Origin of the sequence: Ruminococcus sp. AF20-12LB (genome assembly GCF_003478985.1) — a bacterium.
Classification (GTDB): Bacteria; Bacillota; Clostridia; order Lachnospirales; family Lachnospiraceae; genus Blautia_A.
In genome coordinates this window covers 195,540-216,304 of the sequence record NZ_QUGH01000001.1, presented here as the reverse complement: position 1 = coordinate 216,304, position 20,765 = coordinate 195,540, and the positions used below count along the sequence as shown (strand labels likewise).

Sequence of the window (20,765 nt, the reverse complement as noted above, 5' to 3'; positions counted from 1 at the left end):
CTATCCCTCTTTTCATCGGTCTTGCGTAGTCATTGTCTTTAATTGTCTTTATTTTACAACAAGAACTTAAGAAAATCAACCTGCAATTTTTCGTTCAGTAAGATTCTGAATGCACTGGATCAATGTCTTTTCCCCATTAAAATGCACTCGAATCTGATATCCTGCATGTTCATAGCTTACATTCTCTTTTTGGATTTCTTTTTTTGTATCCAGAACTTCTACAGAATCAAATAACGTATTCATGCTATATGCCTCCTTCAGCATACAGTTCTCTCTACATCCTATGCCGGCAGGATTGTACAAAAGTTCTGTATGAATTGAATTCGGCTTTCGAAAGCCTGATTACATTCTAAAATTATTCTGCACCAATCACATTGAATTGAAATTGACCGCAGATTGAGTTTTTAAGATTCATTTTCTTCCTATACAGTATCAATTCCTATTGTCCGGAACATTTGTTCGTGTTATAATAAAAAGACTTTAAGAATATAAAACACGAAAACCAAAGGAGGGATTTCTGTTGGAACGATGTGATTTTTCTTCTATTAGCACATGCCTAAAAAATCAAATCAGTGAAAGCAATCAGATGAACCAACCTGATTTTTTATACGAATTATTTGAAGATTTTATGAATGATCCGATAAATGAAGATTTTTCTATGGATAATGGTCTAATTTGCCGCTGGATAACCGGACAAGCAAAAATCAGTCCCAAAATAACCTCATATTATGCAAAACCCAGCAATCAGAAAAAACTGGCAACAACCATTCAGCGGAACTTACTTCCCTTAATGGCAGACTGCAACATGGTTATACAGGACATTTACACGTTATTCATACAGGACGATACGATTTCGGATACAAAAAAGCAGGAACTTGTATCTCTATATAAACCTTCTGATTCAAGGCTGTTGTTTTTAGCAAAAGTACTTTCTTTTGGTATGGAACGGCAATTTATTAAACGTGATACAAGAAATCAAAAACTGATTGCAGGAGGTGTTCTATCTCCGATTGTTCTGGATTACATTATGGACAGCGAAGTCCCAAAACCATGCCGTCATTTTCTAGGAAGAGAAGAAGAACTGGATGAACTCCATACTTTGTTTGAAGAGAACCGACATATATTTCTTTATGGAATTGCCGGAATTGGAAAAAGCGAGCTTGCTAAAGCCTATGCAAAGCAATACAGAAAACAGTACACCAATATTCTCTATATGGAATACACCGGTAATCTATATCAAGATATTGTAGACATGGATTTTATTGATGATCCACCAGAAATCAGTGAGCAGGAACGTTTTCAAAGACATAACCGTTTCTTACGCTCTTTGAAATCTGATACACTGCTGATCATAGACAATTTTAATGTCACATCCACACAGGACAGTTGCCTGTCAGTCGTATTAAAATACCGTTGCCGGGTTTTATTTACAACCAGAAGCCAACTGTCTGAATACTGTAGTTTTCAATTAAAAGAACTGAAAGATATACCCACTCTTTTTCAACTGACATCTGTATTTTATTCAGAAGCAGAGGAAAACCGGGCAATCGTAGAAAAAATCATAGAAACTGTACACTACCATACTTTTGCTGTCGAACTGGCAGCCAAACTTCTGGAAAATGGAATTTTAACTCCAGAGCAATTATTGATAAAACTTCAAGAGGAAAAGGCTTCTCTTCATAATGAAGATAAGATTAAAGTAATGAAAGATGGTCAGAGCAAAAAAGCCACCTATTACAACCATATCCATACCCTGTTTTCGTTATACTCCTTATCACGGAAACAGCAGGATATTATGTGCAATATGTGTTTTATGCCTTCATCTGGTATTTCTGCCCGTATATTTTCCAAATGGCTGGAGCTGCCTACTTTAAATGACGTGAATGATCTGATCGAGACAGGTTTTGTACAGTCAAGTCTCCGGCATACTATTTCTCTGCATCCAATGATTCAGGAAATTGCAGTTTCCGAGACCGCACCTTCTGTTACAAGCTGCCACACGTTATTGGATTCTCTGCAAAAAATATGTTTGATGCATGGCATTGAAGTTAGCTATTATAAAAAATTATTTCAAACAGTAGAAAACATCATGCTTTTCATTGAAAAGGACGATATTCCCCAATACCTGTTATTTTTAGAAGATGTTTTTCCATATATGGAGAAGTACCACTATCAAAAGGGTATGAAAAAAATCATCCAGGAACTACAGCATTTTATAAAAGCAAATACTTACGGGACTGCATCTGACCGTGCCTTACTATTGGATTATCAGGCAACTCTGGAACTCAAAACAGAAAAAGCGATAAAATTAGAAAAAGAAGCACTTGCTCAAATAAAAGAAACCACAAAAGAAAATGCCCACCTGGTTTCCAACCTCCATTCCAATCTTGGAGGGCTTTACCGAATCAACGGACAACTTGATCTCGCTAAAAGGCACATGAAAATGGGTATCTCTCTTTTACAACAATACCAGCTTCTTTATACTAATGACAGTATTCCTCAGATTAATAATTATGCTGTCCTCTTAATTGAAATACAAGAACCTGACCTTGCCCTGTCTGCTCTTCAGAAATTAGCACAGATTATCAAAGAATATAATTCAAACCACTGTTTGGATTATGCCCAGGTACAGGAATCCCTTGGAAGTATCTGCCTGATCACTGCAAATATTTCGCAAGCGAAAACCCATTTTAAAAAAGCCTTGAAAATTTATGAGGATATATGGGCAGACGAACCCGAATTGATTGAAGAAAAATATCAAGCAATTCAAGAATTGTATCCACAAGCTGGAATTGCTCTGGCAAAAAGTATTCTTCTCACCAAGCACTAACGGTTCCTACAAACACTTGTAAAATATATTGCCTCAATAATGTAAACGCCTAGTTTTGAGATACACTCCAAGACTAGGCGCTTGTCCATTTCCATTTTTTCTTAGACATGGAGCGTTTACATAAGGATCACTTTTCTTTTTTTGACACTTTTCGCTCCTCCTATCTCAAATTTTTTATAGTCTAGGTATATTGCCTTCATCAATGCCTGAGAACTTGTAAATATGCTCCTCTGCTTGTTCAATATGTAATAAAAGCAAATGCTCCGCCTATAGTGAATTCTCCTTTTATTATAAAAAGCCCACTTAATATATATAATAACGCATTTACAACCGTGTCTATTACTACAACACTGACAGTACTATATTCATCTAGCATTGCGTTCTTTTTATATGAATCCATCAAATCTTTTTGCAGACCTTCAAATTGAGATTTTTTTACCTGAAACAGATTCCAGAGCTTCATTTCATGAATTCCATTTATACACTCGGCAAACCAACTCATAAACTTTCGTTTATCCTCAATCCACTGTTCAAACACTTCCCGTTTCTTGTTTGCACAATAGGACACTATTATAAATTTCAGTGGAATAATTGCTTCTATCAATATTGCTAATTTCCAGTCTAATAAGGACAGCCCAACTACTCCTCCTATTATTTGGAGAATTGATGATATAGAAAACTGAGTAATCTGATCCACAACAGATGACACATTATCAATATCCATACCAATTGTATTTATAATCTCTGCACTTCCTCTTTCAGCAAAATACTGTATTTTCATCCTATTGATTTTCCAGTAAGTCTTTTTATAGAGAGAATGTGTAAACTGATTATGTACATTTGAAAATAATTTTGTTTGGATTATATTTAACTCTTGCTGGGTTAAAGAAATTATTATTAATATAACAGAAAATAAAAGAATGTATTTCATGTTTTTCTGCAATATACCACAATCTGTTATTTGTCTTATAAGCAGTGGGTGTATAAACGTTATGAATGATGAACCCAAAAGGCAACAGATAATCCCTGGAAAATACTTTTTATATTCACACAACATTTTACAAATTCGATACCATGTTTTCCCATTTTCTCTCATATCCAATTGCCATCCTCACTATTCGTTAAGCAAAATATTGACAAACAAGCTCATATATATCCTCTATATTGTAAGTTATTCCTATTCGATCTTCTGCATACAATTCATACATATTATTTTTACGCACAATATACATATCTATATCTGATGCCTTACTACTTTCAAATATTTCTTCCTCTTGATTCAAAAGAATAATATCAGGTTCATAAGCTATATATACTGTATAAAGGATATCGTTCAATGACTCATTGGAATCGTCATAATATTCTAAAGGAATTACATTTTCATCTAAAGGATTTTTCTGCAGATTTATTGCGTAATAACCGTTCTGACTAAACATCACTTTTAGCTGTATCATTTCCTCGTAATCTAAATCAATACCGGCAATTACCGGTATCTCTATATTGGTTTTATCCCTTATTACATTTTCTAGTATATCCGGATAATCAGATTTATGCGTTGCTATAGTCATCAAAAAGTCCATAACATCATCAAATCCTGCTGTGGGCTTTCTGTTTAAATATGTAGCAATATGTCCAGTGACAACAGGAGCCGCATAACTATTGGCTTGATTTACGATCCCATTCCACGAAAAATTTGCTATAATAGAATTCTCAATATTATAACCTTTTTGTTCTTGAAACAGAATTTGACCATTTCCCAAAAGACCATAACGATCCTGCCTGACACCAAAAACACCTGGATATGCAGCTGGATAAGTCTTTATATTTCTGTTATGATATGCTGCTACTATAATCGCATCAGCATCAAGTAATCTTTTTATTTGAATCCATAAGGGTTTAATATCAAAATAATTGATTGTTCCAAGACTCATGTGAATTAACTTTATTTTATTTTGAATACACCATTCCAAAGCTTCCAGCAAAACTGTGATCTGTGTTGTTCCTGCAGAGTCAGTCACATTCAAGTCCCATAATTCTATATCACTACATATGCTTGTGATAATTCCGACGCATACAGCGCCATGGAATGATTTATCGTCTTTATACTCACTTGGATCGCATTTAGAAGCCAAAAAAGATTTATGAACAATCCTTTGATTCCTGTTATTTCTCATATGATAAGGTATACCGTTATCAATCAATGCGAGCTTAATCATTTGCACTATTCCTATTCTTACCTGTTATATATCCAAGCCAAATATCGCATATTTATTATTCTCATGATAAACCTTGTAATTCTATGGTCAATAAAAATTCAAGTGTCGCTGAACCCTAATATGCTTCTCCAATCACACTGCCATCATAAGCATTGATCACATAAGAAAGCTCCTGTAGAGAATTTCCACCAATACTTTCCCTGACAGTAAAAATCCATGCTGGAACCAACCATGCGTGTTTCGGCTCCTGATAGGCTGTGGTATAAGTATACTGCAATTTTGCGTTTACCACATCATACTCCAGTGCGGTAGTGTCGTTGGCAGACTGGCCTTTTCCGGAATACCAATAAAAAATCTGATCTGTCAGCTTTGCCTGTATTTTTTCAAAAGGCAGAAGCTTTGTATTTTCCGTCACCGTACAGACTTCTTCCGATATCCCATCCCATTTAAAATATTTAATTCCTTCCTCTGTTATCAGAATAGAGATTGTTTCTACCTGGAACGGAGGCACATAACTATCCACTGTTTCTTCCGCAACCACGCCATCAGGAACTGAAGTAATACCCTCTACACTTTTCGAAAAACAATACAGATATCCCGGTAATCCTCTATCCAGATCTCCCTGCCACAAAGCATCACTACCAAGTCCCAGACCATTGCGCTCTGAACATGCGCCATTCGGGAACCACACGGTACGATCAGAATCTACAAGGCCCATTCCATCGATACCTAAATCCTCTAAAACTTGTTCTGCCTGTTCCTTTCCATCTTCCTCTGTAAAGGTGATCTTGTCCATGCACTTTCGATACGCATCTGCCAGTTCATGAAATTTCTCTGTATAGCCGTTGGTATCCATGCCAAAGCTACTGTAATACTCACTCTGCATTTCCTCAGTTTCTATTGTTTCTTCTTCTATAAAATTAGAACCCTCCATCCAGAGAAAACTACTGTCATTGTCAATTTCCTGATTATACCGCTCTGCTTCTATATATGCCTTCCTGTCCTCGCCCACATCTGCAGTAAAATAATCCTCTGTATCTGTGTTTTCCAATTCAGTACTCATCCAACTCCGTGCCGCTTCCACACCGTGATCCTCTGTTTTTTTTTGAAATTTTATCTCCATCTTTTCCGGTGCAGACGCTTCATCCGGTGCAAGCTCCATCCCCTCTCGGGTTGCGTTTTGAATCCCTGCAATCGATGTAGAATATGCTGATTGCAAGTAACTTCCTTCCTTGCTGGAAATCCTGTCTAACACTTCCTGATACGCATCCTTTGTCACCATCTGTGGCATATATAGTTCCTCACCGTCCGTAAAATAATCAATCAATCCATTCAGTTCTTCCTGCGTTAACTCGTGATTTTGCATCTCTATGACTGGAAGATTGCCAATGCTTTGTTCGCCCAACTTAATATCTGCCTGGATAACCACACGGTCGTTGCTTTTCTTTTCTTCAAATTTCCAATGCGTTGGAACATTTGTCTCTCTCTTTTCTCCTTTTTTAAGAGGTTCACAGACAGCCGCCTCGCTAATCCCATCCACTTTGCTGACTACCGAACTCTCCTCTGGTGTTTCCTGACAGCTGGAAAGAATAATACACAACGCACCTACCATAATTGCTAGAACACTTTTTTTCATTTTTCCTCCATATATCTTATAGAATTGTCGCTTTTTCACGAAACTTCAATTATAAACTCTTTAACTTATAAATACCTTCCTGACACTATTAACGTTTTCGTATATTTTTTAGAAACAGACTACCTTATTTATTTTGGAATTTGCGCCAAACAATATGCACACATTCTCAAATTCCAACATCCTAAACATTTTTCTTTAATCATCTTACCATGGTTAAGTAGGAAACTCATTTTATCAAAATCAAATCCCGAATCCAAACTTCCGATGCACATTTCTGAATCTTCTTCCGAAACTCTTTCACATGGAAAAAATTCACCTTTTGTATCCACAAATAGTCTTCTAACTGCAGGAATGCATGGACCACCATGATGTGTTTTTTTGCCTTCAGCAACATGACTATGTAGCTGTTCATATAATAACTCAATATCTTGCAGTTCTCTTCGCAACAATCGACTTTGTGCATCCCATTTTCGCTTCTCTAATACAGATAAAATCATCTTTATATATGCTAGTCGATGTACTCTGAAATTTTTTTGTGTTATGCGCGACAATGTCTCATCTTTTAAACCAACTGGATTTACATAATTGAAATTCACTGTCCCTGCTTCAAACAGCTCTTCTTCCGAATAAAATCGATATATATTTTCAAGATCTGATGAAGAACTAATAACACAATTAAACAAAACTTTTGAATAGTACTCTTCATTGTAAGCTTTCAGTCTACTCAAATTTTCTAAAATAATGTCAAATGAACCTTTTCCTGTTTTAAATCTTCGATTTATATCGTGACTTTTCTTATCACCATCAAGGCTAATCATAAGATTAAACTCATATTTTACCAAAAATTCTATGACATCTTCTGTCATTAAAGTCCCATTAGTCGTCATAGTAAAAAGAATTTTTTTATCCCCTTTACGTTGTAAAATATAGGAAACACATTTCTTAATCAATTCAAATTCCAGAAGAGGCTCACCCCCATAAAATGATAATGCAAGTTGATCCGCTTTTTCGCTTCTTTTCAAATAAAAGTCTATTGCTTTTTTGGCTGTCTCGAAATCCATCCTATTTGACGTATGGGAACGATTATAGTAGTTTCCAGAATATGCACAATATTTGCATCTCAAATTACACTGCTGAGTTACCTGCAAAATCAGATTGCCCATATAATGTTCTGCCAACAAATGTAAGTTTTCTGTCTCAGGATGCTCAATTTCTTCTATCGCAGTCTCACGCAATAATCCGCTTTTCACAAACCGTCTTAACACTCCATCAGGAACCAATTTTGTCTTTTCCACAGTTTTTAATATCTGATATTCTTCATCATTCACCATAACTACAGAATCCAAAGAACGATCATAAAAATATTTCTGCATTGGTGTTTGAATGCATTTAATTAATACCTTTCCCATATTCTTTCCCCCGTATTTTTATTTTATCTGCGTCAGGACACCTGCATCCATCTCACAGATCGTATCGCAGAGCCATTCGATCTCCAGCATGTTATGTGCTGCGATAAGAATAGTCTTCCCTCGTTCCTTTAATCCCCGCAAAAGCTCGCAGACCTCTCCTGCCCCCTGCTTGTCCAGACCATTAAAAGGCTCGTCCAATATCAAAAGCTCCGGATCTTCCATGATTGCCTGTGCGATACCAAGACGTTCACGCATTCCAAGAGAATACTGTCCTACCTTCTTTTTAGACAGAGGATCAAGCCCTAGGGCACGCATCGTCGCCCTCACATCGTCATCGGAAATACGGTGTTTCAGAGACGCCAGTCTCTTTAAATTCGCAAAACCGCTGAGATCCAGAAAGAAGCCAGGGTTTTCAATGATAATGCCTACGGAATCTGGAAAGTCCAGCTCCTTCCCGATCTGTTTTCCCCCTACGAGCACTGTGCCGCTCTCAGGTTGTAAAAATCCACAGATGCATTTAAACATTACGGTTTTCCCTGAACCGTTAAACCCCATAATCCCATGAATCTTCCCTTTTTCAAAATCATGGGTAATGTTCTTTAATACTTTTTCTTTTTGAAAGGATTTTGTCAGTCCCTTCAACCTGATTGCATATTCCATTTTGCCCTCCATTTATTCGTTTGTCTGCGTAAAAGAGAAATTATAGCCCTTAATTCGGACGGCTGACAAGCCGATCAGCGCTATGATTAATATTGCAAATATGAACATGCTCATCCCGATCCCTGGCAGGTAATCATAACCAAAGCTGTGCATGGGAAAGGTAGCTTGGTTCAACGGAGACAGCCAGCCGCAGAACACGTTCGCCCTATATTCCTGACTTTCTGTAAAATGAAACAGTTTCCGGAAAACATCTGGGTTCAGCAGGAGCCCATACAGACTGACTGCAAAAGCACCGATCACCCCTGCCATATTTCCCGCAGCCAGATTTAAAAACAACATGAGAACTGCGATAAAAAGAGTATATAAAAGTACAAGTCCAAACACTATTGCTGCGCACATATAAGGAGTTGAGCTTTCCATTGTTTTTATGGAAACAGGAACGGTTATGCTCTCCCCACCGCCATAGCCCAACATTGCCGCTGTTTCGCTCCACACATTTCCCGTAAAGGAAAAGGGAGCTCCCATAATTCCAAGCATCACAGCCAAAAAAATATTATAGATCACAGTCGCCAGGATCACATAGATAATCTGACCCGCAAGCCATATCTTCCGTTTTGTGCGTACAAGCCAATACGGAGTTGCCTGACTGATAAATGGCATGTCCGCAAAGAGCAGGATTAAAAGCAGGGAGGACAGCATAACAGAGGATGCATCCCCATATGTCCAAATAAACGGCTCGAATACCTGAAGGATTGTCTCATATTTTATCGCATGGGAAATAATCTGATCCGACAGCATCAGACATAATATAGCTGCCAAAATAAAGGTCATCCAGATCCTCGGACTTTTTTTCCATCCATAGAAATTCTGGCCTGCAATCCAAAAAGCCTGTTTAATATCACGCATACCGCAACCTTCTTTCTATTGCGCACATAAAGATCAGTGCCGTTAAAAAACTTCCAACCGCTAATATAGCAATGCAGAAGATATCATTGTAGTAAATAGACGCCGCCCAATAGCGGGGACTCAGAAAGAATGCTTTTTGATAGTAACGCTCCTGAAATACGGTCAGGACATAATAAAGAATAAAAGGAACGGCATAGGACATATAGCGATTTTTTGTTATGACAGCCGACGTACCGCCAATTAGCGCCCAAAAAGCGCCATTTAAAAACAATCTCAGAAAGCTTACCGCCGTTCTGCCCACAAGCACTGCCATCTCATAATTTCCGTCAATCAGAGAAGGATACTGACCGAACCTCAGTATACAGATTACAAGAAGGAACACCATGGCTAAAAAAGCTGTCAAACCTCCGGAGACCAACAATCCTGCTGCTTTTCCTACGAGATACTGTTTTCTCCCTGAACGGATATAACTGAACAGAAAAAAACGACTGTGCAGCTCAGCCTCCGTATTCTCTCCACCCGCAAAAGCAACGGCAATGGGAACAAACAGAAGCATATTAACGCTGTTCATACAATAGGTGTATGCTACGAACCAGCCTGGTCCTTCTGCAGATCCGCCTGCATTTATGATCTTCTGCAACATCTCATGCTCAGACATCAGGGTAGCCGAAACGATTAGAAAAATCCCCAAAATAAAGCGAATGCTTCGAATATTGTTTTTTATGTCCGTTGCCAACACATTTCTCATACGCTTTTCTCCTCACTTCAAACAGCTATAGACTTGATTTTTTTATTTTTATAAAATCCTAGTTTTTTGCAATAATATCACTATTTGTATAAAACTACACTCCTTATCAAACAACAGTTAAGGACTTGCAAAAACTGTTGTTCCTACTGAAAGCATTGCAACAGCTGTAAAAATTGATAATATTTTAAATTTTCTATTATTCTAAGTTCTACAAATACATAAGCCGCCAGTTAAGTACGATTAGTTTTATTATAATTCAATAAATTCCATCCAACTTTCCACATTTTATTGTACAATTTTACCATTTATATAATAACATGTCAACATTTAATGAACGTTTATAACAAAAAAATGCAGGGCTATAAAAAACTAAAGAAATTGCTCTATTTTACAAAATTATATCCTATTTTTCAATTCCAACTCAATTTTCCCTCAATGTCTTTTTCCTCCAACTTTCGTATGCTTATCTCACAGCAAAGCAGTACCACACCGGTACAGCCTGCTGAATTAATCAATACGAAAATGGAGGTGTTTTTTATGCGAGAACTCAGAAACACAAAAATCATTGCTGTAGATCACGGCTACGGCAACATGAAAACAGCAAATACCGTCACACCAACCGGAATCAAAGCCTATGAAACAGAACCCATCTTCACCGGGAATATTCTGGAATATAACGGCATTTACTACCGGATTGGCGAAGGACACAAAGAATTTATCCCAGATAAAGCTATGGACGAAGAATATTATCTTCTAACTCTCATGGCGATTGCAAGGGAACTGAATGTCTTTTCCATCCGTGAAGCAGACGTTCATCTGGCTGCCGGGCTTCCTCTGACATGGATCAGAAACCAGAGAGAAGATTTCCGTTCCTATCTGCTCCAGAATCCAGAAGTCCATTACCGATTTAACAGCAAAGAGTATCATCTCCGTTTTGTGGGATGCAGCCTTTACCCGCAGGGATATCCGGCTATCGTAAACCGACTTGGAGATTTCAAGGGGACAAATCTTCTTGCAGATATCGGCAACGGAACCATGAACATTCTGTATATCAATAATAAGAAAGCACAGGAAAGCCGGTGCTGGACAGAAAAGTTTGGCGTAAACCAATGCATGATTGCCGCTAAAAACGCTGTTCTGGACAACTTCGGAGTAAAGATTGAAGAATCTACCGTAGAGCAGATTCTGCGGTTTGGAACCGCTGACATTTCAGCGTCTTATCTGGATTGTATTACTGCTGTTGCCAGACAGTATGTCACAGATATTTTTGCCACGCTCCGCAAATATGAATACAATCCTGGCCTGATGCGCCTGTATGTGGTCGGAGGCGGTGGATGCCTGATCCGTAACTTTGGAGCGTATGACAAATCACGAGTTACCATCCTTGATGATATCTGTGCCACTGCCAAAGGTTATGAATCTCTGGCTTATATGAGCCTGAAAAGGAGGGGATAAGCCATGCAGAACCATATCCGCAACACAAACCTGCGATTTAATCTGGACAAAGACCAGCAGCGGAGAGCCTGGGAATATTTACAGACGATGGACAGACAGAATTTTAAATCTTACAGCCAGGTAATCTCCCTTGCACTGGTCGATTATTTTGACCGCTACTACCGCACTCAGGCTGATCCCTATCTGGAAACAAGGGAACGGGAAGAACTTTTTGTGAAACAGATTGTAGAAGCAGTAGAACACAGCCTGAAACAGTCATTGCCGATTTTTCTGTCCGGGCTGACTGCAGGCATGTTGGAAAGGGAATCCCCCATCAGGATGCCCTTTCCAGCTCCTGAAAAAGAACAGCCGGATCGTGATATAGACTGGGATTTTCTTGGAGAATAAACCATTGTGATTGGAGGTGAACACATGACGGACTTTCTGACAGCAGACACAAGCCTGCCATCTTATATGATGTTTCCCCGTTTTCTTCTGGACATGGAAATAAACGAAACTGCCAAAATGCTTTATATGATCCTGCTCGACCGTGCAAGGCTTTCCCAGAAAAATGAGGGCTGGTCAGATACAAATGGTCATGTGTTCCTCTACTTTACGATTGAAGCACTGGCAGAAGTTCTCCACAAAAGCCAGATGACGGTGAAAACTGCTCTGGCAGTACTGGAAAAACAAGAGCTTATCTTCCGAAAACGGCAGGGACCCGGACACCCTAATCGGATCTATGTAAAAATCCCGAAAGAAACCCTCAGCAATACAGACAGAATTCTTTCCTCAAGACAGACAGAAAACTGTCCTATTGACAGACAGGATTCTTTCCCTGATACAGACAGAAAACTGTCCAGTAATAAGAAAGAGATAAAAAAGAACCATTTAACAATAAGAGGGAGTAAAGAGCCACGCTCACCCTATGGAACATTTCAAAATGTTTTTCTGTCAGAGACGGAGCTGGAAAATATCCGGCAGACAATCCCTGACTGGCAGGACTATATGGAACGCTTATCCGGTTATATGGCTTCTACCGGAAAGCAATACCAAAACCATGCAGCTACCATCATCCGTTGGGCAAGACAGGATCATCCTGTTTCCCGGCAACGAAATTATGAAAGTGAGGAATACGAAACATTATGACAACATTTACAGAAAAACCAACAGCTATCACACCAAACAGAGAGCTTCAGTCTGATGAATATTTTAACGAAACAAATCACCTGATCTACTGTTCCAAATGCAATACGCCAAGACAGTGCAGGCATGAATTACAGGGAAAGGTTCTTATTCCTTCCATCCGCTGTAAGTGCCAGCAGGAGATCTTTGAACAGGAGGAAGCCCAGAGAAAACTTCATGAAAAGCAAATGGAAATAGAGCATCTCAAAACCAGCGGCTTACAGGACAAATCACTTTATGACTACACCTTTGCCAAAGATAACGGCAGCAATCCGGAAATGAAACTTGCACACAATTATGTAAGTAACTGGGAAGAGATGAAAGCAAACGCTTCCGGACTTCTCATCTGGGGCGATGTCGGTACTGGAAAATCTTTCTTTGCAGGCTGCATTGCCAATGCCCTTCTGGAAAAAGGCGTCCCGGTACTGATGACCAACTTTTCCCGGATTCTGAATGCCCTTACCGGAATGCATTTTGAAGACAGGAATCAGTTCATCCACAGCTTAAACCGCTACAGCCTTCTGATCATTGATGACCTCGGAATTGAACGGAACTCTGACTTTGCACTGGAACAGGTATTCAATGTGATTGACAGCCGTTACCGCAGTAAAAAGCCCCTGATCATAACAACCAATCTCACTTTATCAGAGCTGAATAACGCCGCTGATATCGCACACAAGCGAATTTATGACCGGATTCTGGAGAGATGTGTTCCCATCCGTATCAATAACCGGAATATCCGTCAGGACAATGCAACAGCTAATTTAAAAAAAACGAAAAAAATTCTGTTAGATAATCACACTTCAAACCAGAGTTGAAACAAAGCAGCATCGCACAATAACTATTTTTCACTGACAGTAGTACTACTTTCTTTTCTTATTTATCACCAGAGACATGCCACTGTCAGTTATCTAAAACTATAGTACTAAACCACAAGATTTTAAAACTAAATCGCCCGGATACGGGCATAAAAAGGAGGTGCCAGATATGGCAAATAAAAGAATTATGACACCAGAAGAAAAAGTGCTTTTACAGGCAAAACACAGACTGGAAGAAATCGAAGCAAGAAACCGTAAAAAGGAACGTAATGCCAGAACACGCAGATTGATTCAAGAAGGAGCGATTCTGGAAAGCATTGCTCCACATATTAAAGAAATGGATTTAGATACCCTAAAGCGGGAGCTGATGCTCCGGCTAAGAGGAATGTAAATACACAAGTTCTACTCCCGAAGGGCGCACTTACTCACCACCCGATAAATCGGGCGGTGGTATCCCCTACGGGGCTCGTGCGCTCTGCCGAGGGCTATCCGCTGTTGCAGGCAACATCGAAAGGAGGTGCCAGATATGGCAATTTATCATATGCAAGCCAAGGTCGTCAGCCGTGGTTCCGGGCGGTCTGCTGTCGCTGCATCTGCTTATATGAGCTGTAGCCGCATATACAATGATTACGATGGCATCCAGCATGACTACACCCGAAAACATGGACTGATCTATCAGGAAGTAATGCTTCCCCCTATGGCTCCGCCTAAATGGAAAAACCGGGAGCAACTCTGGAATGCTGTAGAAGCTGCTGAAAAAACAAAAGACAGCCGACTGGCAAGAGAATTTGTTGTCGCACTCCCTATTGAGTTGGATAAAGACAGCAATATTTCTCTTCTTCAGAATTTTATTCAAAAGAATTTTGTAGATATGGGAATGTGTGCCGATTTCGCCATTCACGATACAGATGGTCACAATCCCCATGCACACATTCTACTTACTGTCCGTCCATTAAACGAAAACGGAACATGGCAGTATAAAACCGAAAAAGAATATCTATGCATCAAAGATGGAGAGGAAAAGGGATTTACTGCTTCTGAATTTAAGGATGCTCAGAAAGAGGGCTGGGAAAAACAGTATCGTTATAAAGCTGGGAAAAAGAAAGTATATCTGACTCCCTCGGCAGCACAGGAGAAAGGTTATGAACGTATCGACAAACATCCAAAAAGCACCCGGTATGGCAGACAAAACCCGATTTCCGAACAATGGAACAGTGAGGAACAGCTCTGCCTCTGGAGAGCAAACTGGGCAGATGCCGTAAATAAAATGCTTGCCCTTAATCAGATAAATGCCGCCATTGATCACCGCAGTTTTGCAGCTCAGGGAATCACTGAACAGCCAACCATCCACGAAGGCTACATTGCCCAGAATATGGAAAAGAAAGGCATGATAGCAGACCGGTGTGAAATCAACCGTCGGGTTCGTGCGGATAACAGAATACTACGGGAATTAAAAACACAGATAAAAAAATTGGTTCAAGCTGTCGAAAAATCTATTCCGGTAATTGCAGAAACATTAGAAGCAATCCGCAATCATATGATTTTTACACAATATCATTTACTTCATAATGAAATGCAAAAAGAAGTGATCCATGACTGGATGCAGCATTTTCGTCCTATCCTAAATAAATATGATACCATTAAGAAAAAGCTCAAAGCGAAAGTTACTGAAAAGAAAGAACTAAATGTGCAAAAAAGTAAAACCAGTATTCTAAATCCTTTCCAGCATATAAAGTTAAACCAGCAGCTTACAACCGTAACAGAAGAAATCGAGGAACTGAAATCTGCCAAAGAACAGCTGCTGTTTCAGGCTGAATGCTCCACAGAGAAAGATATGGCGAGCCTTTCCAGAAAATACGACCAGATGGATAAGAATCTGGATATTCTCGATTCTCAGGATATGGCTCTCAAAGAGCAGCTTGAAAAAGATGCTGTCGCTTTCCAAGAGGAAAAACTCCGGCCTAAACCAGAGCAATATACAGAATTACTGGATGCCAGAATCCAGATACGACCTACTTTCCGAGAGAAACTGATTGAGCAGCTCAAAGGTACTTTTGGTGAATATTATGACTATCACTATCGTGATATCGCAACCCATGAAGTGGATGATCTCAATATGGAAGATCCCTATAGCTTCTCTCATCGTACCTGGGAACTTGAATATCAGAGGAAACAGGAATTGCAAAAAAAACATCCTGTTCAATCCAGGCAAAAATCGCACAACACAGAACTATAATGTTTAAACTACTAATATAAAAAATATCCCGTTTTCTCAAAACAGTTATATTGCTTCATCCCAATAATTCACAAACTGCTAACCACCGAGCAAAAGTGAGGCACAAAGTGCGTAAGCATAATTTGATTTCTTTCCGCTTACGCACTCTCTTTTTATCTTGAGCAAAAAATTCCTACTTTGTAAAGCCAACAAATGGGGTTTGGGGGGCTCCCAAAGTGCGTTTGGATATCCAAACGCTATGCTTGCAAAACCAGTTCCACTAATTTCCCTCGATACTCCCTTCTTCTAAAATCAATGATAATTATAACATTGCCAATTTTGTAAAGTAATAATCAACTTAAAATATAGACGACAAACAATAAAACCATGATACTGTTACAAAAAGCAGTAGCATGGTTTCTTTATATTTCATTATAGATTTTCTCTATCTATCATATTTTCTATTGTTTCTGAGAAACAACACTCTTTCAAATCAATACTTTTGTCCATCTTCACAAGATTTGTATATTTCTCATCTGTATAGTGTTTTGATATTACAGCAAATACTTTATATGTAGGCTGTGCTGTTACATCTCTGATGTCCTTTTTCAGCAATGTGTTCGGTACATTTAATTTCGTATTTTTATCTTTTACGAAGCCAATACAACCACATATATTCCCGGCAGCTTTTTCTGTATATAATTTCGGTCCTCGATCTGTAAATTCTCCTATCATTGTTACGTTTTTCTTAATAAGCATCATACGTTCCAATATATCCAATTTTTGCCCCGTAGAGCCATCTTTTGCAAAAACAAAATCATTTTCTGTTAATCGCTTATCCAGGCATTTCTGGTAAAAATGAATTGCAGAAGCTGTCTCTTTTTTATTCAATCGAACTCCTGTCAAATGTAAAAAATTGTATCTATGGAAAACAACTTCATATCCCTGTACAGATGACAAAATCTTATTACTTTCCTGTAATTGCTTATTCACCTCTTTCGGTAAGCCATATAGGAACAAAACCTTCTGATCCTCAAGATGTTCTTTATATAGTTGTGCCGCTTTTGTCATAATCTGAATTGCACGTCTTTTGTCCATAACTTAATCCTTATCCCATAAAATTTAGAGAAGGGAATGTTCACGCCGCAGCACTAAACATTCCCTTCTCATGGTTGATTTTTCCGTTGTCTGCCAACCTCCAGCACCTTCGTCTGGAAAATATCAGGTTTTTCCGTTGCCTGCCAACCTCCGACACCTTCGTTCGGAAAACGTATCAGATTTTAGGTGTCAACCCACCGCTGATGCACAGCTTTTCTAATTACATTTTACACGAACTATGTGGAAAATGCAATTACAATTTTATCTTATGATGCCCTGCTACATTTTATACACTATTTATCTTACATTTCATTCTTGATAAATTATCTCTTTATCCACAATCTCCCTCGCACATACTTGTATATTGTTCATTCTTCCTATCCATTCCAAGACATTTTCCACCTTTAGCTGTTCTGTAATGCCTTGTGCCTGTTTCATCTGTTCTACAAGTCTTTCAAAGCGTTCCTGTGCCTGTTCTTCTATATCAGCCAAATAACCATTCAGCCTGCCGCTTGTAAGCATATTCAGATATAGCAATCTGCGGTATTCCTTCAAATACCGCAAATGTCTTTGTCCCCATACACCGACAACCCTTTGTTCTTCTTCCTTCGGTAAGGTAAGAGCAGGGATAAGATAATCCCCATGTCTGATATAAGTACCGCCCATCTCTTCAAAAATTGTTTTCTTCATTGTCTGTTCTACCTTTCTTATCGTTCTCTATTCATAGATTTTCTTTACGACCGTTCCAATTTTACAGTAACAATAATTCTTCAATTTTCAGTTCACATTGCCCCTCCCGAAGAAGTATGATAGAATAATTCTATTAAATTGAATCGGAGGTGCCACATGGCTATCAGTTCCAACAATATTCAGGTCTATACTACTTTGTCCAAAGAACTGGTTGCTGAGATTGATAAGGATGCAAAAGCGAACTATCGTACACGTTCCCAGCAGATTAACATGATCCTGACCGAGTATTATAAGACTCAAACAACAACCAAACATGAATCCGAGTAAAACACTGAATTGCCTGAAAACACAGGAAATATCAGTGTTTTCTTATGTTTTCCCTTAATTATAAGGTTCATGAGACCCATAATTATTCCCAAAACTCAGATTGATCACCAACGGCCGATTTAGTTCCAGCGCCTTCCTCATCAGATAGTCGATTCCCTGGATCAGTTCCGTTGTCCTGGGAAAAGAATTCTCCTTTGGAATTCCCATTTTCACAACCAGGAGATCACTTTCATAGGCAACGCCTCTGTTCACACCACCGGAAGCCCTTCCGTTTCCGGCTGCGATTCCAAGCACAGCAGTCCCGTGTCCGCTGATATCCACAGACGGAACAAGGCGTCTGCCCTGGTTTTCTCCAAGTGCAAGCGCCTCATCAATTTCTTCTTTCGTATATTCTGTTCCTGCCCCATATCCTGCCGGTGGTTTTCCCGGAATTCCCTGATCCCATAGATACAGGATCCGGCTGCTTCCATCCTCATTTCGAAAATCAGGGTGGAAATAATCAACACCGGAATCCACGATTCCCATAAGGATTCCTTCTCCGGTCAACCCTTCCGCTCCGGTCTGTACCGCCTGGATGCAGCTGGCTGTTTTTCCCTGAAACACTTCAAAATAAAGTTGTTTTGGTTTTTCCATAAAGATCACATTTTCTCGGTCAGAATAGCTGTCGATCTCACGCTCCGGAAAAGTAACAACTGCATAGTTTCCCAGAAGCGGAACTGCCTGTATTCCCTCTCCGGAAAGCTCCTCCTCCCTGCCTGTGTATTTCACGATCACATCCCAGGTTTTCCCAGCAGGATCATATCCTGTGTTCAGATTTCCGGATTTCTGGCGTTCCTCTTCTGTAGCATCCAGGGCTAGATTTAAAAGATTGTCAATTTTCTGATCTGGCATGATAAGCTCGCTTCTTTGATTCCTTACTTTACTATACACAGTTAGCCCACATTAATTAACTTGAAAAGCTTATCAGATTACATGACAATTTCCAGTTCTCATTCTTAACACTGTCAGGATATCACGCTTCATTTCTGTTGTAGTTTCTTTTATGCAGTGCTATAATTCCAGGTAAAATTTACAACCTTCGGGAGAACTATTATGCAAATCACGAAACCTACTTTTTGTAATGAATTTTCCTGCATCGCAGGCAGCTGTCCGGATACCTGCTGTGCCGGCTGGCAGATCATGATCGATCAAAACAGTCTCAAAAAATACCGCCACTGCAAAGGAGCTTTTCGCAACCGCCTTCTGAATGACATCGACTGGAAGGAACATTCTTTCCGTCATTATCAAAAACGCTGTGCATTTTTGAACGAAGATAATCTCTGTGATATCTACAGCGAAGCGGGCAAAGATATGCTCTGCGATACCTGCCGTAAATACCCGAGGCATATCGAAGAATTTGAGGGACTTCGGGAATTGTCTCTGTCTCTTTCCTGCCCGGAAGCCGCCAGAATCTTTCTCAGCCACAAAGAAAAAATCACATTCCGGACTGTGGAAAAGGAAACTCCAGAAGAGACTTATGACGACTTCGACTATTTCCTTTTCACCGCGCTGATGGACACCAGAGACTATCTCTTCTCCGTGATCCAGGACCGTTCTGTTCCCTGTGCGTTACGCCGCCGGAAGCTTCTGGCCTGCGGCCATGATTTTCAGCTCTGTCTGGACCGGAACAAATTGTTTCAATGGGAAACGATCCGCAGTCGTCATCAAAATTCTGCTTTCGGAGATTCCTTCCAGAAAAAACTCCACAAGTGGATCACTGCCAAAAAGCCTTCTGCTGACCTGCGAAAAAACATATGGAAAACCATCATTCCTCAAATGGAAGTTCTCCGCTCTGGCTGGCATGATTACCTCTTGGAAACCTTAACCCCGTTATATACCGCCTGTGATACCGAACAACAATACCAGGATGTCTGTCTTGAATTCGAAACCTTTTATCCGGACTGGAAGATTCAGGAAGAACAGCTCCTGCTCTATTGGATCTACACGTATTTCTGCGGGGCCGTATATGATGAACAGATCTTCGCCAAAGTAAAAATGGCAGTTATCTGCACCTTCCTGATCCACGAGCTGGCAATGGGAACCTGGCTTTTGCAGCAAAAGCAGTTTTCCTTTCCAGATCTGGTCTCAATCTGTTACCGTTTTTCCAGGGAGCTGGAACACTCTGACCAGAATCTTAATAAAATGGAAGAACTTCTTGATTGGGAATCAATTTTTTCTCTGGAAAATCTGCTGGAAATATAAAGGGTAATTAAAGTTGTTGAAGGGCTCTCTTCGTGAGGGGCAAACTTGAGGGTGTTGCTAGAATAGCCTGCCAGAACGCCAATTTTGTGCCTAATATCGTTTTTACCAGCCACAGAACCGATTCCATTCTGGACATGGTGACTAATCAGGCCTGTGTGGCCCTGTTGATGGATGTTCACGTCCAGCTTCCCGAGAACGGTCCCAGACCCAGCTACTCTCCATGGCGTGCCATTCCCATCACACCTGCGATCTCTTCACATCTGTCCCTGTGCTACCGCAGTGACAGACCTCTTTCCAGAACAGCTCAGCTGTTTGTGGATCTCTGTAATGATAAACTGTTTAAAAAATAAAA

General features: G+C 39.6%; 21 protein-coding genes. 10 read left to right on the top strand and 11 right to left on the bottom strand.

The window, feature by feature from the left end; all coding sequences use genetic code 11:
* Nucleotides 1–75 precede the first annotated feature (75 nt).
* Nucleotides 76–243: a hypothetical protein gene (locus DWX61_RS00925; RefSeq protein WP_009245398.1), complete on the bottom strand. Its 168-nt coding sequence runs from the start codon at nucleotides 241–243 to the stop codon at nucleotides 76–78.
* A gap of 277 nt (nucleotides 244–520) precedes the next feature.
* Here DWX61_RS00925 and DWX61_RS00920 point away from each other — a divergent pair, with 277 nt between their 5' ends.
* On the top strand, nucleotides 521–2,830 hold the full coding sequence (locus tag DWX61_RS00920) for a tetratricopeptide repeat protein (protein WP_353652857.1): 2,310 nt from the start codon (nucleotides 521–523) through the stop codon (nucleotides 2,828–2,830).
* Nucleotides 2,831–3,068: 238 nt separating this feature from the next.
* Here DWX61_RS00920 and DWX61_RS00915 read toward each other — a convergent pair whose 3' ends face one another.
* The 7 genes from DWX61_RS00915 to DWX61_RS00885 form a co-directional block, all read right to left on the bottom strand.
* Nucleotides 3,069–3,926: an ABC transporter transmembrane domain-containing protein gene (locus DWX61_RS00915; protein WP_015526198.1), complete on the bottom strand. Its 858-nt coding sequence runs from the start codon at nucleotides 3,924–3,926 to the stop codon at nucleotides 3,069–3,071.
* A gap of 25 nt (nucleotides 3,927–3,951) precedes the next feature.
* On the bottom strand, nucleotides 3,952–5,046 hold the full coding sequence (locus DWX61_RS00910; RefSeq protein ID WP_009245400.1) for a S8 family serine peptidase: 1,095 nt from the start codon (nucleotides 5,044–5,046) through the stop codon (nucleotides 3,952–3,954).
* Nucleotides 5,047–5,161: 115 nt separating this feature from the next.
* A complete protein-coding gene (locus tag DWX61_RS00905) occupies nucleotides 5,162–6,682 on the bottom strand; it encodes a DUF6034 family protein (RefSeq protein ID WP_005428257.1) in 1,521 nt (506 codons plus the stop codon).
* 128 nt (nucleotides 6,683–6,810) lie between these two features.
* Entirely contained in the window at nucleotides 6,811–8,091 is a 1,281-nt protein-coding gene (ccpM, locus tag DWX61_RS00900) for a Cys-rich peptide radical SAM maturase CcpM (RefSeq protein WP_015526201.1), read from the bottom strand.
* A gap of 18 nt (nucleotides 8,092–8,109) precedes the next feature.
* Nucleotides 8,110–8,751, bottom strand: a complete 642-nt coding sequence (locus tag DWX61_RS00895) for an ABC transporter ATP-binding protein (protein WP_009245407.1) — start codon at nucleotides 8,749–8,751, stop codon at nucleotides 8,110–8,112.
* A 12-nt stretch (nucleotides 8,752–8,763) separates the two neighbouring features.
* A complete protein-coding gene (locus tag DWX61_RS00890; protein WP_005428264.1) occupies nucleotides 8,764–9,657 on the bottom strand; it encodes a hypothetical protein in 894 nt (297 codons plus the stop codon).
* Nucleotides 9,650–10,405, bottom strand: coding sequence for a hypothetical protein (locus DWX61_RS00885; RefSeq protein ID WP_005428267.1), 756 nt, complete (start codon nucleotides 10,403–10,405; stop codon nucleotides 9,650–9,652). The genes DWX61_RS00890 and DWX61_RS00885 overlap by 8 nt, the downstream gene beginning before the upstream one ends.
* 351 nt (nucleotides 10,406–10,756) lie before the next feature.
* Here DWX61_RS00885 and DWX61_RS00880 point away from each other — a divergent pair, with 351 nt between their 5' ends.
* The 6 genes from DWX61_RS00880 (at nucleotide 10,757) to mobQ (ending at nucleotide 16,078) form a co-directional block, all read left to right on the top strand.
* Nucleotides 10,757–11,860: a ParM/StbA family protein gene (locus tag DWX61_RS00880; protein WP_436286257.1), complete on the top strand. Its 1,104-nt coding sequence runs from the start codon at nucleotides 10,757–10,759 to the stop codon at nucleotides 11,858–11,860.
* A 3-nt stretch (nucleotides 11,861–11,863) separates the two neighbouring features.
* Complete coding sequence (locus DWX61_RS00875; protein ID WP_005428271.1) at nucleotides 11,864–12,247, top strand: hypothetical protein; 384 nt, start codon at nucleotides 11,864–11,866, stop codon at nucleotides 12,245–12,247.
* Nucleotides 12,248–12,271: 24 nt separating this feature from the next.
* On the top strand, nucleotides 12,272–12,988 hold the full coding sequence (locus DWX61_RS00870) for a replication initiator protein A (RefSeq protein WP_005428274.1): 717 nt from the start codon (nucleotides 12,272–12,274) through the stop codon (nucleotides 12,986–12,988).
* Nucleotides 12,985–13,842 (top strand): ATP-binding protein, encoded by an 858-nt coding sequence (locus tag DWX61_RS00865; RefSeq protein WP_118043958.1) that lies wholly within the window; start codon nucleotides 12,985–12,987, stop codon nucleotides 13,840–13,842. The genes DWX61_RS00870 and DWX61_RS00865 overlap by 4 nt, the downstream gene beginning before the upstream one ends.
* A 169-nt stretch (nucleotides 13,843–14,011) precedes the next feature.
* The gene (locus tag DWX61_RS00860; protein WP_005428277.1) at nucleotides 14,012–14,233 is read left to right on the top strand and encodes a hypothetical protein; all 222 of its coding nucleotides are present in this window, start codon (nucleotides 14,012–14,014) and stop codon (nucleotides 14,231–14,233) included.
* Nucleotides 14,234–14,368: 135 nt separating this feature from the next.
* The gene (gene mobQ / locus DWX61_RS00855) at nucleotides 14,369–16,078 is read left to right on the top strand and encodes a MobQ family relaxase (RefSeq protein WP_023924145.1); all 1,710 of its coding nucleotides are present in this window, start codon (nucleotides 14,369–14,371) and stop codon (nucleotides 16,076–16,078) included.
* Nucleotides 16,079–16,489: 411 nt separating this feature from the next.
* On the opposite strand, the gene DWX61_RS00850 is transcribed toward mobQ, so the two are convergent.
* Together DWX61_RS00850 and DWX61_RS00845 are read right to left on the bottom strand one after the other, a co-directional pair.
* Nucleotides 16,490–17,155: a PBECR4 domain-containing protein gene (locus DWX61_RS00850; RefSeq protein ID WP_005428282.1), complete on the bottom strand. Its 666-nt coding sequence runs from the start codon at nucleotides 17,153–17,155 to the stop codon at nucleotides 16,490–16,492.
* Between the two features lie 309 nt (nucleotides 17,156–17,464).
* Nucleotides 17,465–17,845 (bottom strand): TnpV protein, encoded by a 381-nt coding sequence (locus DWX61_RS00845; RefSeq protein WP_005428283.1) that lies wholly within the window; start codon nucleotides 17,843–17,845, stop codon nucleotides 17,465–17,467.
* A 156-nt stretch (nucleotides 17,846–18,001) separates the two neighbouring features.
* Between DWX61_RS00845 and DWX61_RS18835 the strand changes: the two genes are divergently transcribed.
* Nucleotides 18,002–18,172, top strand: a complete 171-nt coding sequence (locus tag DWX61_RS18835) for a hypothetical protein (protein WP_005428285.1) — start codon at nucleotides 18,002–18,004, stop codon at nucleotides 18,170–18,172.
* A gap of 54 nt (nucleotides 18,173–18,226) precedes the next feature.
* Here the strand turns inward: DWX61_RS18835 and DWX61_RS00840 are convergent, their stop codons facing one another.
* Nucleotides 18,227–19,063: a S8 family serine peptidase gene (locus DWX61_RS00840; protein WP_118512634.1), complete on the bottom strand. Its 837-nt coding sequence runs from the start codon at nucleotides 19,061–19,063 to the stop codon at nucleotides 18,227–18,229.
* Between the two features lie 201 nt (nucleotides 19,064–19,264).
* Between DWX61_RS00840 and fliB the strand changes: the two genes are divergently transcribed.
* Both fliB and DWX61_RS00830 read left to right on the top strand, forming a co-directional pair.
* The gene (gene fliB / locus DWX61_RS00835; protein WP_118623302.1) at nucleotides 19,265–20,413 is read left to right on the top strand and encodes a flagellin lysine-N-methylase; all 1,149 of its coding nucleotides are present in this window, start codon (nucleotides 19,265–19,267) and stop codon (nucleotides 20,411–20,413) included.
* Nucleotides 20,414–20,445: 32 nt separating this feature from the next.
* Nucleotides 20,446–20,763 carry a LysR family transcriptional regulator substrate-binding protein gene (locus DWX61_RS00830; RefSeq protein WP_118623300.1) on the top strand — a complete coding sequence of 106 codons (318 nt, stop codon included), beginning with the start codon at nucleotides 20,446–20,448 and terminating at the stop codon, nucleotides 20,761–20,763.
* The last annotated feature ends 2 nt before the right edge of the window (nucleotides 20,764–20,765 follow it).